Below are 15,569 nucleotides of genomic sequence, written 5' to 3' on the forward strand. Positions count from 1 at the left end.
TGCTAACCCAGCTCCTTCGACCAGTTGATGGCGTTCACGTAAATACCAAGCGGATTCTTGCGGAGGCGATCGAGATCGCGCGGCATCTCCACGATGATCGTGAGGATCGCGCTCCACCGCTCGGTTGCGGCAAGCTGGCCGTTGTCGTAGCGGCGCTCGATCCAGGCGAGGCGAAAGCTCTCAGGCGAAGCCCGAATGACGCTCGAGACCTCGATCGCCACTTGCGTCTTACCGAGCTTGGCGAATGGATCGTTGTTGCGGGCGTAGTCATTCAGTGCGGCCGCACCGCGATCGGTTGTAAAGTCGTAAGCGCGGAGCCAGTTTTCGCGCAGCACAATGGCGTCCATCGGCAGGCCACGCACATGCTCGATGAAGCGCGCCAGGTGAAAGGCTACTTGCGGATCGGTCGGTTGATAGCTGGCATTTGCCGGAGCAACGGCTTTCGCTTCCCCCAACTGATCGACCTCGACCACCCAGGGCGTGATCGTCCCGTGAGCGGACTGCCAGACCAGGGCGCCGGCAAAGCCGGCTGATAAGAAGAGGCAGCCAAAGGCCATCAGGCGCCAGTTCTTGGCCTGCACGCGCGCAGACCCAATGCGGTCATCCCAGACCTGAGCTGCGCGTTGATAGGGGGTGACGGCTTCCGGCGTGCGGCCATAGTGAACGGCCGATCGTTTAAACATTGTTTTGACCTCAAGAGATGGCGGGGAACCGAATTAGAAAGAAAGGAGGCGTCAGTGATCCTCTTGCGAGAGGTCGACAGATCCGCCGCCGCCTCCGTGATCACCTGAACGGATCGCGTGGGTTGCCGCCGATGCGCCATGACTGATCGTCTGCGCTCTCTTCATGCGCCGAACCCAAGCGGGCGCGCTGCCGGAAGCTCTCGAGGAACCCCCTTCCCCCTTACCGGCATCGCTCGCCGGTCCACCAAGACCAGCTGCGACCGAACGCAAGGGGCTTGCAGCACCGGACGCGCTCGCCTCGGAGCCGGACTGACTCCCCGCCCGAAACACGCTCATGGTGCCGCTTGCAATCGCGCTTCCACCGCGTAGCGAGCCTGCAATCGCGCCGCCGGCGAGACCGGCAGCGCCGGCCGCAAGGCCAGCGCCAGCCGCAACGACTCCACCGGCGGCAAGTCCCGTCCCGACTGCGCTACCTGCGCCGAGCTGCGGACCTCCGGAGACGATGCCGTTGGCAATCCCAGGTCCGAAAATGCCGAGCCCCAACAAGGAAAGTGCGCCGAGCACCAGCGCCATCGCGTTCTCGATGGTCGGCTGATTGCCGCCGAAACCTGCCGTGAACTGCGAGAATAAGGTCGATCCAATGCCGACAATGACGGCGAGGACCAAAACCTTGATGCCGGAGGAGATGACGTTGCCCAGCACCCGTTCGGCCGCAAAGGCGGTCTTGCCGAACAGACCGAAGGGGATCAGGACGAAACCTGCAAGCGTCGTCAGCTTGAACTCGATCAGGGTGACGAAGAGCTGGATGGCGAGAATAAAGAAGGCCAGCAGCACCACGATCCAGGCGAACAGCAGGACCGTGATCTGGACGAAATTTTCGAAAAAGCTGACATACCCCATCAGGCCCGAGATGGAGTCCAGGATCGGACGGCCGGCATCGAGCCCCACCTGCGCGATCCGACCTGGCCGCAAGAAATCCGCCGATGACAGGCTCGTGCCCGAGGCTTTGAGTCCAAGACCTGCAAAGCTCTCGAAGACGATGCGGGCGAGGCTGTTCCAATTGCCGATCAGGTAGGCAAAGACACCGACAAACAAGGTTTTCTTGACGAGCCGGGCAAGAATCTCCTCATCACTTCCGAGGGACCAGAACAGGCCCGCAAGCGTGAGGTCGATCGCAGCTAACGTCGTGGCGAGATATCCAACTTCGCCCCCGACTAGGCCGAATCCGGAATCGATATAGCGGGTGAAGGTTTCCAGAAACTGGTCGATGACGGAGGTGCCCATTGCTCACTCGCTTTGGCTTGGAACGGAGGGTGAGAGCGACGGCAGGCGGCTTTCGTCCTTGCGCGGCGGCGCGGAGGAAAATGGCGCCGTGCCCGCATTGCTATCCGAACCGTTTACCGATCCGCTTTTCCCCAGGAACTGGCTGCGCCGTTCCGCCCAGATCCTCTGGCATTCGAGCAGAGCCTCTCTCTGCTCGTAGGTGACGGTACGGCACTGCTCGAGCTTTGCCGCCGCCGGATCGGGCTTCGCAGCGAGCGAGGCGGAAGATTGGGTCGCGCTGTCGTCGCCGCGCAGACGAATGGCGCAGGCGGCGACGACCAGGACTGTGAGGCTAACTGCCACCGCCATCGGCAGCCGTTCAAATCTGTTCTTCATCATCAGTGGAACATCTGCACGGTTGTCGATTGATAGCCCTGACCTTGGGTCAGAAAGCGCCGCAGCTGCTCCCTCCCCTGATCCTGGGCACTTGCTCTTTGCGCGGCTTCGAGCACTTGTGCGCGCCCTTGCGCGGCCATGGTCGCGGTGAGATCAGCAAGCTGCTGAGCTTGAAGCGCAAGAAGCTGGTTGCCGGCTTGGCTTGCCTGCAGAGCACCTGACGCGCCCTGGCTCGCCGTGACCAGGGCCGACATCTGGGTGCGGTTGGTATCGAGATTGCCGACGACGGTTGCCTGCACCCGCATGGCGTCCTGCAGCCCGGCAACCGCATTCTGCCAGCGTGTCTGGGCGTTGGCGACGAGGAGCCCATTGGACATGCTCGTGGACGCCGGCGCATAAATTGTCGAGAACGCACGATCGATCTGCTGGACATCGTAGGCAATGCGCTGCGCTTGACTGAGCAGCTGCTGGGTGCGCTGAATCGATTGCTCGAGCTGCTGCAAGGACGAGTACGACAGACTCGCCAGGTTCTTCGCCTGATTGATCAACATCTGCGCTTCGTTTTGCAGCGAGGTGATCTGGTTGTTAATCTGCTGCAGCTCGCGCGCGGCGGTCAGCACATTTTGCACGTAGTTGTTGGGATCGAACACGATCCACTGTGCCTTTCCTTCCCGGGGCCCCTGGGTCAGGCTAATTGCGATGATACTTGCTGCTAGAAGCGGACGGATTCGTTTCATGACAAGCCACCTTCCTTGGCAAGTCGCGGAATGAGATTGCAGGCCCAGCCGAGGTCGCGCGCCTTGAGCCAGCCGGTGACGAAATCGTCTCGTCCGTGCTCCTCAAGAACACGCTCGATGAGAGCCTGGTCGGTCTTGGACGACGCGGACGCAAAAGCCAGCGCGATTTCGCCAAGACCAAGCTCGAACAGGCGGTTGCCCCGGCGCGACTGGCAGTAGTAGTCGCGCTTTGGCGTCGCGCGGGCGAGGATCTCGATCTGCCGGTCATTCAGTCCAAAGCGCCGGTAGACCGCCATGATTTGCGGCTCGATCGCGCGGTCATTGGGAAGCAGGATCCGGGTCGGGCAGCTCTCGATAATTGCGGGCGCAATTGCGGAGCCATCGATATCGGCCAGCGACTGAGTCGCAAACACGACGGAGGCGTTCTTCTTGCGCAGCGTCTTCAGCCATTCGCGGAGCTTGCCGGCAAAATCGGCATCGTCCAGCGCAAGCCAGCCCTCATCGATGATGAGAAGGGTCGGACGGCCGTCGAAGCGATCCTCAATCCGGTGGAACAAATAGGAGAGAACCGCCGGCGCGACACCGATCCCGATCAACCCGTCAGTCTCAAACACCTGGACGGGGGTCTCTCCCAGCCGTTCACCTTCGGCATCCAGCAGCCGCTCAAATGGACCGCCGAGGCAATAGGGTTGCAGCGCGCGCTTCAAGGCATTGGATTGCAGAAGAACGGACAAGCCCGTCAGCGTCCGCTCCCGAACTGGCGCCGAGGCGAGCGAGGTCAAGGCCGACCAGACATGATCCTTGGTCTCGGGCGTGACCTCGATTCGCTCGCGCGCAAGAATCGATGCGATCCAATCGGCTGCCCAACCGCGCTCCGCGACATCGTCGATGCGCGCAAGCGGCTGGAGCGCCACGAATTCTGCCGAGTCTCCACCAACCGCGCCGCCGAGGTCATGCCAGTCGCCTCCCATGGCTATCGCCGCCGCGCGGATCGACCCGCCGAAGTCAAAGGCAAAGATCTGAGCGGCCGGATATCGCCGGAACTGCAGTGCCATCAGTGCGAGCAGCACCGATTTGCCGGCGCCGGTCGGTCCAACGATCAGAGTGTGTCCGACATCGCCGACATGGAGCGAGAAGCGGAAAGGGGGTCGATCCTTCGGTCTTGCCGAAGAACAGTGGAGGCGCCTTGAAATGATGGTCCCTCACCTCTCCCGCCCAGACCGCAGAAAGCGGGATCATGTGGGCGAGATTTAGCGTCGACACCGGCGGTTGGCGCACGTTTGCATAGACCTGTCCCGGCAGGCTGCCGAGCCAGGCCTCAACGGCATTCACTGTCTCGGTCATGGAGGTAAAGTCCCGGCCCTGGATCACCTTTTCAACGAGGCGTAGCTTTTCGTCCGCCGCGTGCGGATCCCTGTCCCAGACCGTGACGGTTGCCGTCACAAAGGCCTCTCCGATCTGATCCGAGCCGAGCTCCTGGAGTGCGCTATCTGCATCCATCGCCTTGTTGTGGGCATCGGTATCCAAAAGCGTGGACGCCTCGTTCGTCATCACCTCCTTCAGGATCGCGGCAATCGACTTGCGCTTGGCAAACCATTGCCGCCTGATCCTGGTCAGGAGCTTTAGAGCATCCGTTTTGTCGAGCATGATCGCCCGCGTCGACCAGCGGTACGGGAATGCGAGGCGGTTGAGATCATCGAGGATCCCGGGCGTCGTCGTCGTGGGAAACCCCACAACCGTCAGGACACGCACATGCGCGTCACCCAGCATCGGCTCAAGCCCGCCTGTCAGCGGCTGATCGGCAAGCAGCGCATCGAGATACATCGGGATTTCCGGCACCCGAACGCGATGCCGCTTGGTCGAGACCGTGGAGTGCAGGTACGTGAGCGTTGCCTCGTCATCGAGCCAGCCGCATTCCGGCATAAAGCCCTCAACGAGCTGCAGCACGCGGTTGGTCCGGTCGACGAACCCACTCAGCACCTCGCGCGCATCCGCTCCCGCGCTTCGATGGCCGCCCTCGTACAGGAGACGCTCTGCCACAGCTGCACTCTCTGCAGGCGGCAGATAAAGGAAGGTCAGATAGTAGCTCGATTCAAAATGGCTGCCGGCCTCCTCGAATTGCGCTTTGCGCTCCGCATCCACCAGGGCGGATGCGACATCCGGGAATGTGTCGTGCGGATAGCGCCCTGCCGAATGCCGTTGCGCCTCGACGAAAACCGCCCAGCCCGATCCGAGACGCCGGAGCGCATTGTTCAGCCGGCTTGCGACCGCAACAAGCTCAGCCGGCACGGAACTGTCGAGGTCCGGTCCCCTGAACCGCGCCGTCCGCTGAAGTGAGCCGTCCTTGTTCAATACAACTCCCTCGTCGACCAGAGCAGCCCAGGGCAGGAAATCAGCAAGGCGCGTATTCGAGCGGCGGTATTCGGCAAGATTCATCATGGGACTATTCTCAAGCGCTGAGGTGACCGGGAACACGAACGTGCCGGCGCACGACTTCGACGAATTCCGGATCGCGTTTTGCGGCCCAGACCGCGGCCATGTGGCCGATGAACGCCAGCAGAAGGCCGGCCAGCCACAAGCGCAGACCAAGGCCGAGTGCTGCGGCCAATGTGCCGTTGAGAATGGCAACCGATCGCGGTGCCCCGCCCATCAGGATCGGCTCGGTCAGCGCACGGTGGACAGGGGCGACAAAGCCCGGGACTGGCTCATCCATCAGATCACCACCCCGCCGCCGAACGAGAAGAACGACAGGAAGAAGCTCGAGGCGGCAAATGCGATCGACAGACCAAACACGATCTGGATCAGCCGCCGGAAGCCGCCCGACGTGTCGCCGAATGCGAGCGAGAGACCTGTCACGATGATGATGATGACCGCGATGATCTTGGCCACGGGTCCTTCGACAGATTGCAGGATCTGGTTGAGGGGCTGCTCCCAGGGCATGTTCGAGCCGGCGGCCCAGGCAGGCACGCTGGCCAGATACAGACAAGCGAATGCCGCAACTGACGTGAAACCTCGCCCGAAAGATGATCGTACGTTCATGACTGATCTCCGATTTTCGAAAGGGTGTAGTCGCCTGATGAAGCAAGCCCGGTGACAGAAGCGAGTTCGCTCAAACGTCGTTCGGCACCACGGCCAGAGAGCACGGCGATGACGTTGATGGTCTCGGCGATCAGCGCGCGCGGAACCGTGACGACGGCCTCCTGGATGAGCTGCTCGAGCCGGCGGAGCGCGCCAAGCGCGGTGCCGGCGTGAATCGTGCCGACACCGCCGGGATGTCCAGTCCCCCAGGCTTTGAGCAGATCGAGCGCCTCGGCTCCGCGCACCTCGCCAATCGGGATACGATCAGGGCGCAGGCGAAGCGACGAGCGCACCAGATCAGACAGCGAGACAACGCCGTCCTTGGTGCGCAATGCCACGAGGTTCGGCGCCGTGCACTGAAGCTCCCGCGTATCTTCGATGAGAACGACGCGATCCGAACCTTTGGCCACTTCCGCCAGAAGCGCGTTCGTGAGCGTCGTCTTGCCCGTCGATGTGCCGCCCGCGACCAGGATGTTCTTGCGAGTGGCGACCGCGTCACGCAGCGCGTTCGCCTGCTCCAAGTTCAGGATGCCGGCAGCGACATAGTCGTCCAGCCCAAACACGGCGACCGCGGGTTTGCGGATCGCGAAGGCGGGCGCTGCAACCACCGGCGGCAGCAGGCCTTCGAAGCGTTCCCCGGTCTCCGGCAGCTCAGCCGAGATTCGGGGCGAGCCGGCATGAACCTCAGCGCCCACATAGTGCGCGACCAGCCGGACAATTCGCTCGCCGTCGGCAGCCGACACACTCGCGCCGGTATCGATAAGGCCGCTCGAGAGCCGATCGATCCACAGCCGGCCATCGGGGTTCAGCATCACCTCAACGATCGACGGATCTTCCAGAAAACCTGCGATAGCCGAGCCCAGCGCCGTGCGGAGCATGCGCGCTCCGCGCAACTCGGCTTCCGAATGAAATGAATGGATCGCCACGACTGCCCCCAGTTGAGTGAGACAGCTAGCGTCTAGCCGCCTCACATGAGGACAACTAGAAAAAGCAGAACCTGCGCGACAGCAACAATGGGACCGGGTCAATCGTAGTCTGGCGTAGAGGAAGAAAGATTAGGGACGATCGCTTCTGACGCGCCGAACATCATGACCCCGGACATCAGCCCGGCGACAGGCGGGCTTCACCACTCCGCATGATCATCCGCCTCCAGGATGGCGAGCTCGACTGGTGGAATAACGGCCTCAACCGAATTCCAGCCTCCCGCCGGTTGACGTGTGACCGAAGCGCCAGCCTTCCGTTTCCGGCGTTCGAGCCACGGGACGGCGGCGAACCAGACCAGCGCTGCCAGTTGCAGCAAAACGTTCACACCGAACGCGGTCTGATAGGCCATTAAAGGATAATGCCCCCCTTCTAGAGGCCATTGCTCCAGAATCAGGCCTGTCCCGTACTGCACGACGAAAGCCCAGCCAAACTGCAGGACATTCAGACCGCCATTGGCGCGCGCAACCAGCTCGGTCGGGAAATAATCCGCTATGATGGCGTAGGTCAGCGCAGTGGCTGATCCGGCCATCGACAGCACGCACCACGGCAGGAGGGATGGCCAGGGCGGATGCAGGATCAGCACAAGCTCCGCCACAATCAACATCGCCGCGACCAAGCCAAACAGAGCCTCGCTCTTCTTAGCCCGGCGGCGCACCCAGTTGGCAAGGACGCCCAAGACCAGAGCGCCGAGACTCAGAGCGACTGCCATCACGAACAATTCGTTGACGAGTCTCGTTCGATCCAGCCGCTCCACATCGGAAAGCCAGGGCGCCGCCCATAAGGATTGCAGTGCCCAAGCGGATCCGATGCAGGTCGCCGATAAGGGCGCCATTCTCCAGAACCGCGCATCCGAGTAGACGGTTTTCAGAGTGGCGGGCGTCCTGCTACCCTGCGGCCCAGTGGTTCGTTCGGGAACCACGAGATAGATCAAAATGGCAGCAAGCGCGCTTGCGGCGGCCAGCACGCCGAATAGACCCCGCCATCCGATCCAGTCCAGCAGCACCTCGGCAGGAGCCGTTGCGGTAACGGCCCCCAATGAGCCCAGCATGATCATATAGCCATTGATGAGGGCCATTCGTTCTCTTGGAAACCAGAGGACGATGATTTTCAGCCCGGACATCAGGGCTGCTGCACTCCCAAGTCCGACAATCGCGCGAGCAAAAAGAAGCGACAGGAATCCCGTCGATAGCCCAAAGAGCGCGGCACCCCCTGCAGCAACAGCCAAGAGTACGCTCTGGACCCGGCGCGGCCCAAGGCGATCAAGTAACATGCCGATCGGAATCTGGGCCGCCATAACGACTAGAAAATAGATTGACGTGAGCAGCCCGATATCGGCAGCGCCAAGCCCGAGATCAGAGGCGAGGCGGCCAGCAATGAGTGTATTGATGGTCCGGAACAGGTATGAAAGGTAGTACCCGGCCGCGAAGGGAAGAAACACGCACGCGATCAGCCGCCACACAGGAACGGGCTCAACTCGTGCCACCGGCAATATTTGCGACCCAAGCTCCTTCCGCACGCTTCTGGCGGCCGGCCTAACAAAAGGAGTTGGGCAGGTTTCGAAAGTTTGGAGCGCTGCCGCCCTCCGCGGCGGCAGCGCTCGGCTCGGAGTTTCCATCCGCCGCGACTGCGGACAGACCTTCCTTTCTCGGCTGTTCTTTTACCGCGCGCTGTGACGCGCCGCCAAGAGCTTCACCGGCAGGTCGACCGCGCCTGCCCAGCCGATCGATCGTCTCCTGGATCAATGGCTGACCGAGCCGTACCCGCCGTTCGACCTGCTCCGCCAATACCTTAAAACGCTGCTGCCCGAGCAGGCACGCCTCCCGCTGCCCAGATGGCGGTATGGGCGGCGTCACGGTGAGGTGATAGCGCGCATGCAGGGCTACGGTCTCGGCGATGATCGCGATCTCGTGCTCGAGCCTGGCCATCTGGCCACTTATCCGGTCCAGAGCCTCATGTACGCGCCCCTCGATGGGCGGTGCAGAATTCAGGAATCGTTCAAGCGCCGTCTCGACGACCATGCTCTTGCCGAGCCCCGGGCGTTTCGGTCGCAACTTCAAGCCGCTGAAACATGCTCTCGGAGAGCTGAACGGTAACCTTCTTGGTTCGCGCTCCCTCGTTTGGGCTCGGCTGCGCATCGCTGTCGGCTTGATTCACAATCGAGCTGGGCTGGCCTCCAAGCTCTCCATCGACTTGCACTGCTCGTTCACTCCCAATTTGCGGCCGCGACCTGCCCGCGCACCGCGGCACGCGCGGCGTCGATTTCGGAATCGAAACGGCTGAATCGCCCCCAGCGATGATGGACTTGACACAAGGGCCAATCCGAACGTCACTTCAACTGCACCGACATCTGCGTCGTAGTCTGGCGTAGCCAAAGAAAGACAAGGCGGTCTCAAGAAGAGCGGGATTTGCAAGCCTGTGTCATTCGCGGGCAGCTAACGGGCTGGAGCGGGCCCGGGCGCCTTGAGTGACGCGCCCATCGCTTGTTGCTTCGTGGCATGCTGCCGACCTGCAGTCGGCTTATCTGATTCAGCGCCGCACCCATCGTCAGGAGCTGCCAGGGCGCATTGGGGCGCGCGTACTGATTACTCGGGCTTCTCAGAGGCGTGCATGTCGATGCTCACCTCTTTCAGGACGGTGGATCCGGTTGCAAGCCGCCGTCCGAGCGCCTCAACAAAGCGATCGTAACGTTCCGCGCCCTTGGCGCGCTCGGAGGGCGGTCGCATTTGCTGTGATTTCAGCAGCTTGCGATGGCATCCCAAGACAATAGGTGCTTTTCCTGCCCACAAGTATCTTTCAGGACGTACGAGGTCACACCGCGTTCAGCCTTCGCATGAGGAACCTTATGCGAATTAAGTCATCGATGACCGATGGCCCATGTTGTGGCGTTCGATCCATTTTGAGTCAGATGAGTCCTATTTTGAGTCCAGCTTTGGAAACTGAGTCAGACGGGGTTTTCAGAGCCCAAGGCACGCTACGGGCTGGCCTGATCCAGGCTTTCCACGGCCGGGGCGACCAGGTCTCGATGAACGTTTCGCCGAAGAACCCACGTCGCGTTCGTGGCGCCGCCACAGGATGGGCGATCTGAGATTACGAACTCGCGAAGTTCTTTCTGCGACATCGCTGTGGCAATGCCGCTGCATCAAAGTCGGCACGGGCATTGAGACGGGTTAAGTCGCCTTGAAAATGTACGATGCGTAGGGCGGTCGGGCCAACCAGTTAGGGGATCGAGGCGTCCACAATCGTCGCCGACCTCCCTGTTCCCAACCGCCTAGTTTCGCCTTTGATCATTGGCTTCGTAAGGAGCCAAAGGGTCTCGGACGGAAACGACGGTAGCCCGCGTCAGCTTTGGCCATCTCGATTCTCAGTGTCAATAGATTGTGGTAGAGAAATTTCGACCACCAACATCTTGAAGCACGGAACCCCACCCCTATGTGCAGGGGTACCTTGAGGGCTATTGGGGAAACGGTAGCCAGCTACGGGGCACAATGGCGATTTCGCGAAAGCTCGTACGCGCGCGGTTTGACGCCGCATCTTTAGGTCACAGTGCCATCGCGCCCGTGTCTGACCTGAATTCGCGCTGCCTTTCGGTCCGCCGAAACAAGCTTGATTCTGTCCGTAGAGGCAAGCCTTTTCGCCGATCGCGTCGCGACCGCGCTTTCGTCCGCACGGCATCATGGAGCGCGTGATGACGGTCGCGGTCGGAGAGGTCCGTACCAACAAGCCTATGCGGGCGGTCCGCTTGGCGAAACGCAAGGCTATTCCGCTCAAGATTCAGAACATCGTGTGGGGCCGCGCCGCAGGTCGCTGTCAGTACGCGGGCTGCAACAAGCTGCTCGTCGGAGACCAGATCTCCGGCGCCGCGAACGCGAATTCTGCCTACATCGGCCACATCGTGGCGGATTCGCCCGATGGTCCGCGAAGCGACAAGGTGCGGTCGCCCCTGCTGGCGCACGACCCGGACAACCTGATGCTGGTCTGCGACATCCACCATCGCGTGTTCGACCGCGAGATGGTCGCTGAACATCCGGAGGAAGTTCTCGTCGCGATGAAACGCCGCCACGAAGCGCGCATCCGGACCGTAACCGGCATCGACGAAGACCTCGGCAGCCACGTCATCCGCTACGCTGCCAAGATCGGTGCGAATGAGTCGCCCGTCGAAAAAGGCGCGGTCAAGTGGTCGATGATCCCGGACCGCTACCCGCTCGACGACGGCTGGATCGACCTAGACCTCGTCAACCTGGAACTCCGCGACGACGACCCCGACTTCTGGCCCACGCACGTAAAGAACCTGCGGACCGTCTTCAACGAGAAGGTCCGAGGCCGCATGGAGCGCCAGGAGATCAAGCGCCTCGCCGTATTCGGCCTGGCGCCGATTCCGCTGCTGTTCGAACTCGGTCGACTGATCAGCGACATCGCGACCGCTGACGTCCGGCAGCTGCTGCGCGATCCGAAGGGCTGGAAGTGGGACACCACGTCGGCGCCGGTCCACTACGAAGCTCTTCGGCCGGCGCGGACCGACGGCCCTGTCGCGCTGAAGCTTGAGATCAGCGCCCCCGTAGCGGACGAGCGCATCACGAACGTCCTCGGGGCGGACGCCTCGATCTGGTCGATCGCGGCCGCCAGCGCGCACAACGACATCGTACGCCGCCCCGAAGACGTCGCCGCCTTCGCCAAGCTCTTCCGCAAGACCCTGGACGATATCAAACTCGCGCACGGCGAGAACGTCGCCTTGAACATCTTCCCCGCCGTCCCGGTCTCGATCGCGGTCGAGGCAGGCCGGTCATGGCAGCCGAAGGCTCATCCGTCGCTCACCATCCACGACCAGAACTGGAAGCTGGGCGGCTTCGCCCTCGCCCTCCGGCTCGAACACGCCCGCTGACAGCAAGGAGACCTCATGAACATCCTCGCCAAACCGACCGTCACGCCCCAGGCCGAAGAGACGCTGGAAGACCTGGCCGACTCCCTCGCCATCCCCGAAAGCACCTACGAAAAGGCGGCTGGCAGCTACAAGTCGCTGGGCGATTTTCTGAACAGGCCCAACTCGGCCATCCGCCAGTTTGACCCGCAAGTGCATGTCCAGGGGTCGTTTGGTCTCGGCACGGTCGTCCCGCCTGTTAGCGATGCCGAGGATTACGACGTCGATGCCGTTTGCGAATTCCGGAAGCTGACCAAGTCCGAGACGACGCAGCAGAACCTCAAGCGCATGCTCGGGTTCGAGATGGCAGCCTACGCCCGAGAGCACAACATGAATAACCCCGTCGCCGAACATCGGCGATGCTGGCGTCTCGACTACGCCGACGGGGCACAATTCCACATGGACGTGACGCCGAGCCTGTTGAACGGCGCCGAACAGCGCGTGCTGCTCAAGTCGCAGGGAATGGACGAGCGCTTCGCCGACACCGCGATCGCGATCACGGACATCGACCATCACGCCTACCGGATTCTCTCCGCGGACTGGCCGCGATCAAATCCGCGTGGATACCTCAAATGGTTCGTGGGTCGAATGGAGGTCATCTTCGAGCTGCGGAAGCGCGAACTGATCCGCAAAGGCATCCGCGCCGGCACCGAGCCGATCCCGGTCTACGCGGTGCGCACGCCGTTGCAGTCTACCATCATGATCCTCAAGCGCCACCGCGACACCATGTTCGTAACCCGGTCCGACGAGCGGCCGATCTCGATCATCCTCACCACGCTCGCCGCGCACGCCTACAACGGCGAGGAGAAGATCTCGGATGCGCTGTTCTCAATCCTCACCGGCATGCAGCGGTTCATCGGCCGGACCCTCGACGGCCACTTCGTGGTCGCCAATCCGAGCGACCCCAGCGAAAACTTCGCCGACAAGTGGCGTAAACATCCGGAGCGGGCGGCGGCCTTCTTCGAATGGCTCGAGCGGGCCCGGCACGATTTCTCCTACGCGGCCGAGCTCTCGAACAAGCAACTCATCACCGAGACCCTCGCCAAGTCGGTGGGTCGCGGCGTCGCCGACCGGGTGAAGAAGCGCTCAGCCGCCCGTCTGGGCGCCCCCGCGGTGCTCACGTCCGGCCTTGTCCGCGACGAAGCCGAGGCGCGGCGCGCCCCGCCCCGCATCGAGGGAGACCGCAGGAATGCCTGACGCGAGTCATCCTCTCATCGCGCGTTTCGACGCGGCCGTCGCCGCGGTCGAAGCCCGATGGGAAGAGCTCGACTTACATCCGCGTAAGCTGGACCGGAGAGAACTGGCGGCCTATCCGGGACGCGGCGCCGTGAAGGGCTGGCGCTTCGCCGCCGATTTTCCGGGCGGCCTCCGCCGGCTCGACGTGATCGTCACCGCCGGGTTCCCGTTCGTGCCGGCCCGCGTCGCCCTCGTCGACAGGCCGCGTTTCCTGACCTGGCCTCACGTCGAGAAGGACGGCGTACTCTGCCTCTTTCCCAACACGACCACGATGTCGGTTGACGAGCCCTACGACGGCGTCGCTGCGCTGCTGAAGGAGGCGTTCGCCATGGTGGAAGACGCGATCGCCGGCAAGCTCGACAGAGATTTCCGAACCGAATTCCTGACCTACTGGAATCACGCGCAACGCGGCGGCGGCGGCACCGTGCTGTCGTTGCTCGATCCGGGCCCGCCCTCGCGCAGCGTTCGGATCTGGGAGGGCGTGAACCAGACCATCATCGCCGAGAGCGACGAGCAACTCTGCGCCTGGCTTCGGAACGCGGCGCCGAAAGTGGCCGCCTCCAAGATCAAGGCGCGGGCCGGCGCCTTCGTATGGCTTGATCGGGTGCCGACGCCTGCGGAGTATCCATCTTCGGCCGGCGACGCCTACGCGCTGGCCGAGCGCAACGGGGTAGCCGAACTGCTCGACGAACTCCTGCGTGAGGCGCCCCCGCGTACGTTCGTGTCGTTCGGCGTTCTCGCGGACTCCGGACCGGCCCTCGCGACCGTGATCGTGAAACGTCCCGCTGTCGTCAGAGGGCGTGACCCGCTGACCGCAGGATTCCGTCCCTCGATCGTGCCGGAGCATGTCGCCCGAAACCGCTTCTTCGGCGGCGAGCGGTGCGACCGTCACTCGATCGAGCGGGTCGACCCGACCTGGATCCACGGCCGCGACCGGGACGCGCGCGTGCCCCGGCTGCGGAGCTCCGTCGTCGCCTTGCTCGGCTGCGGATCGGTCGGCGCACCGGTCGCTCATGCGCTCGCCCGGTCCGGCGTCGGAAAGCTGATCCTCGTCGACAAGCAGCTGCTAAAAAGCGCCAATGTTGGCAGGCATACCCTGGGCGTGGAGTCCATCGACGATCCGAAGGCTCCTGCCCTCGCGAGCCAGATCCGGGCCGCCCTTCCTCACGTCGAGGTCGTCCACCATCTCGCCGAGGTACAGGAACTGCTGCTGCGCGACGACGATCTTCTGGCCGGAGTGGACCTGATCGTGTCGGCGCTGGGCGACTGGCCCGCCGAGTCCCTGCTCGACGACTGGCATGCCGTCCACGGTCGCCGCATGCCTATCGTCTACGGCTGGACCGAGCCGTACGCTGCTGCCGGACATGCAATCGCTATCTCCGCCCCCGGCGACAGCCTTCGCGTCGGTCTCGACGCCTACGGCACTCCGGATCTCGTCGCCGCGCGGTGGGCGCAAGATCCGCGCCGGTACGAACCGGCATGCGGTGCGGCGTTCGATCCCTACGGTCCGGTCGAGCTGGGCTTCGTCACCTCTATGGTCGCGCAGGCTGCGCTCGACGCCCTGCTCGGCCGGATACGATCCGGCACGCACCGTATCTGGCTCGCCAGGCGTACGGACGTCGAAGCGGCAGGAGGCACGTGGAGCGACGAACTGCGCGCCGTGGCGCCGAACGCGCTCGACGGCGCCACGATCGTCGAACGACGCTGGGGCCGGAGCGCGAGGATTCTCGCGGCGTGATTTCTTACGACATCGGCCACTCGGGACAGCGGTTGACGTTCGACGACGCGGTCCTCTCCCACTTCCACCGGCACCGGCAGACGCGCATCTGGCATCGAGAAGCCGGAGGTCTACTGTTCTCGCGTCTGGCGCTTCCGGCGATCGACGTCTGCGCTATTACCGGACCGCGCAGAACCGACCGCGGAGGCCGCTACTCCTATTGGCCCGACGAGCGGGCCGAGCAGCGCGAGATCGACGAGATGTTTGGCCGTGGCCTACACTTCGTCGGATGCTGGCACACGCATCCTGAGGACTTCCCATCCCCTTCGCTTGTCGATGTTCGAAATATTTCTGATTGCGTGCGGCGCTCGCAGCATGCTCTGAACGGATTTGTAATGGTGATCGTCGGGCGCGCGCCTACTTCCCGGGGTCTTTTTGTCTCCGTCTGCGACGCTACTCACGTTCATCCTCTGTGACCTGGCCAGCGCCGCTTCACGGGGGGGCGTCTTCCCTGCCACACACCATTCCTGTCCACCCCTAAGGCTTTACCACACGCCGCT

General features: G+C 62.9%; 13 protein-coding genes and 2 pseudogenes. 4 read left to right on the forward strand and 11 right to left on the reverse strand.

The window, feature by feature from the left end; translation table 11 throughout:
- Positions 1–2: 2 nt before the first annotated feature.
- The 11 genes and pseudogenes from trbF to ACVIN2_RS14835 all read right to left on the reverse strand — a co-directional run.
- Complete coding sequence (gene trbF / locus ACVIN2_RS14785) at positions 3–683, reverse strand: conjugal transfer protein TrbF (RefSeq protein WP_456766137.1); 681 nt, start codon at positions 681–683, stop codon at positions 3–5.
- A gap of 51 nt (positions 684–734) precedes the next feature.
- Positions 735–1,967 (reverse strand): P-type conjugative transfer protein TrbL, encoded by a 1,233-nt coding sequence (gene trbL / locus ACVIN2_RS14790; protein WP_456766138.1) that lies wholly within the window; start codon positions 1,965–1,967, stop codon positions 735–737.
- A 3-nt stretch (positions 1,968–1,970) separates the two neighbouring features.
- Positions 1,971–2,345 (reverse strand): putative entry exclusion protein TrbK-alt, encoded by a 375-nt coding sequence (gene trbK-alt, locus ACVIN2_RS14795; protein ID WP_456766139.1) that lies wholly within the window; start codon positions 2,343–2,345, stop codon positions 1,971–1,973.
- Complete coding sequence (gene trbJ / locus ACVIN2_RS14800; RefSeq protein ID WP_456766140.1) at positions 2,345–3,079, reverse strand: P-type conjugative transfer protein TrbJ; 735 nt, start codon at positions 3,077–3,079, stop codon at positions 2,345–2,347. The genes trbK-alt and trbJ overlap by 1 nt, the downstream gene beginning before the upstream one ends.
- Positions 3,076–5,518 (reverse strand): annotated as a pseudogene (trbE, locus tag ACVIN2_RS14805) (conjugal transfer protein TrbE). The gene trbJ and the pseudogene trbE overlap by 4 nt, the downstream one beginning before the upstream one ends.
- Positions 5,519–5,528: 10 nt before the next feature.
- The gene (locus tag ACVIN2_RS14810) at positions 5,529–5,792 is read right to left on the reverse strand and encodes a VirB3 family type IV secretion system protein (protein ID WP_007600323.1); all 264 of its coding nucleotides are present in this window, start codon (positions 5,790–5,792) and stop codon (positions 5,529–5,531) included.
- Positions 5,792–6,118 (reverse strand): TrbC/VirB2 family protein, encoded by a 327-nt coding sequence (locus tag ACVIN2_RS14815; RefSeq protein ID WP_456766141.1) that lies wholly within the window; start codon positions 6,116–6,118, stop codon positions 5,792–5,794. The genes ACVIN2_RS14810 and ACVIN2_RS14815 overlap by 1 nt, the downstream gene beginning before the upstream one ends.
- Positions 6,115–7,035: a P-type conjugative transfer ATPase TrbB gene (gene trbB, locus ACVIN2_RS14820; RefSeq protein ID WP_456769727.1), complete on the reverse strand. Its 921-nt coding sequence runs from the start codon at positions 7,033–7,035 to the stop codon at positions 6,115–6,117. The genes ACVIN2_RS14815 and trbB overlap by 4 nt, the downstream gene beginning before the upstream one ends.
- A gap of 245 nt (positions 7,036–7,280) precedes the next feature.
- Positions 7,281–8,600, reverse strand: coding sequence for an MFS transporter (locus ACVIN2_RS14825; RefSeq protein WP_456766142.1), 1,320 nt, complete (start codon positions 8,598–8,600; stop codon positions 7,281–7,283).
- A 73-nt stretch (positions 8,601–8,673) separates the two neighbouring features.
- Positions 8,674–9,159 carry a hypothetical protein gene (locus ACVIN2_RS14830; protein WP_456766143.1) on the reverse strand — a complete coding sequence of 162 codons (486 nt, stop codon included), beginning with the start codon at positions 9,157–9,159 and terminating at the stop codon, positions 8,674–8,676.
- Positions 9,160–9,723: 564 nt separating this feature from the next.
- Positions 9,724–9,855, reverse strand: a pseudogene (locus ACVIN2_RS14835) (CopG family transcriptional regulator); the annotation flags it as partial.
- 971 nt (positions 9,856–10,826) lie between these two features.
- On the opposite strand from ACVIN2_RS14835, the gene ACVIN2_RS14840 reads away from it, so the two are divergent.
- From ACVIN2_RS14840 to ACVIN2_RS14855, 4 genes are read left to right on the forward strand one after another with little or no spacing between them, the layout of a single operon-like run.
- Entirely contained in the window at positions 10,827–12,020 is a 1,194-nt protein-coding gene (locus ACVIN2_RS14840) for an SAVED domain-containing protein (protein ID WP_456766144.1), read from the forward strand.
- A 15-nt stretch (positions 12,021–12,035) separates the two neighbouring features.
- Entirely contained in the window at positions 12,036–13,253 is a 1,218-nt protein-coding gene (locus tag ACVIN2_RS14845; protein ID WP_456766145.1) for a nucleotidyltransferase domain-containing protein, read from the forward strand.
- Positions 13,246–15,030, forward strand: a complete 1,785-nt coding sequence (locus tag ACVIN2_RS14850) for a ThiF family adenylyltransferase (protein WP_456766146.1) — start codon at positions 13,246–13,248, stop codon at positions 15,028–15,030. Before ACVIN2_RS14845 ends, ACVIN2_RS14850 begins: the two co-directional genes overlap by 8 nt.
- The gene (locus ACVIN2_RS14855; protein WP_456766147.1) at positions 15,027–15,485 is read left to right on the forward strand and encodes a Mov34/MPN/PAD-1 family protein; all 459 of its coding nucleotides are present in this window, start codon (positions 15,027–15,029) and stop codon (positions 15,483–15,485) included. The genes ACVIN2_RS14850 and ACVIN2_RS14855 overlap by 4 nt, the downstream gene beginning before the upstream one ends.
- Positions 15,486–15,569 lie beyond the last annotated feature (84 nt).

Source organism: Bradyrhizobium sp. USDA 3650, assembly GCF_054057395.1.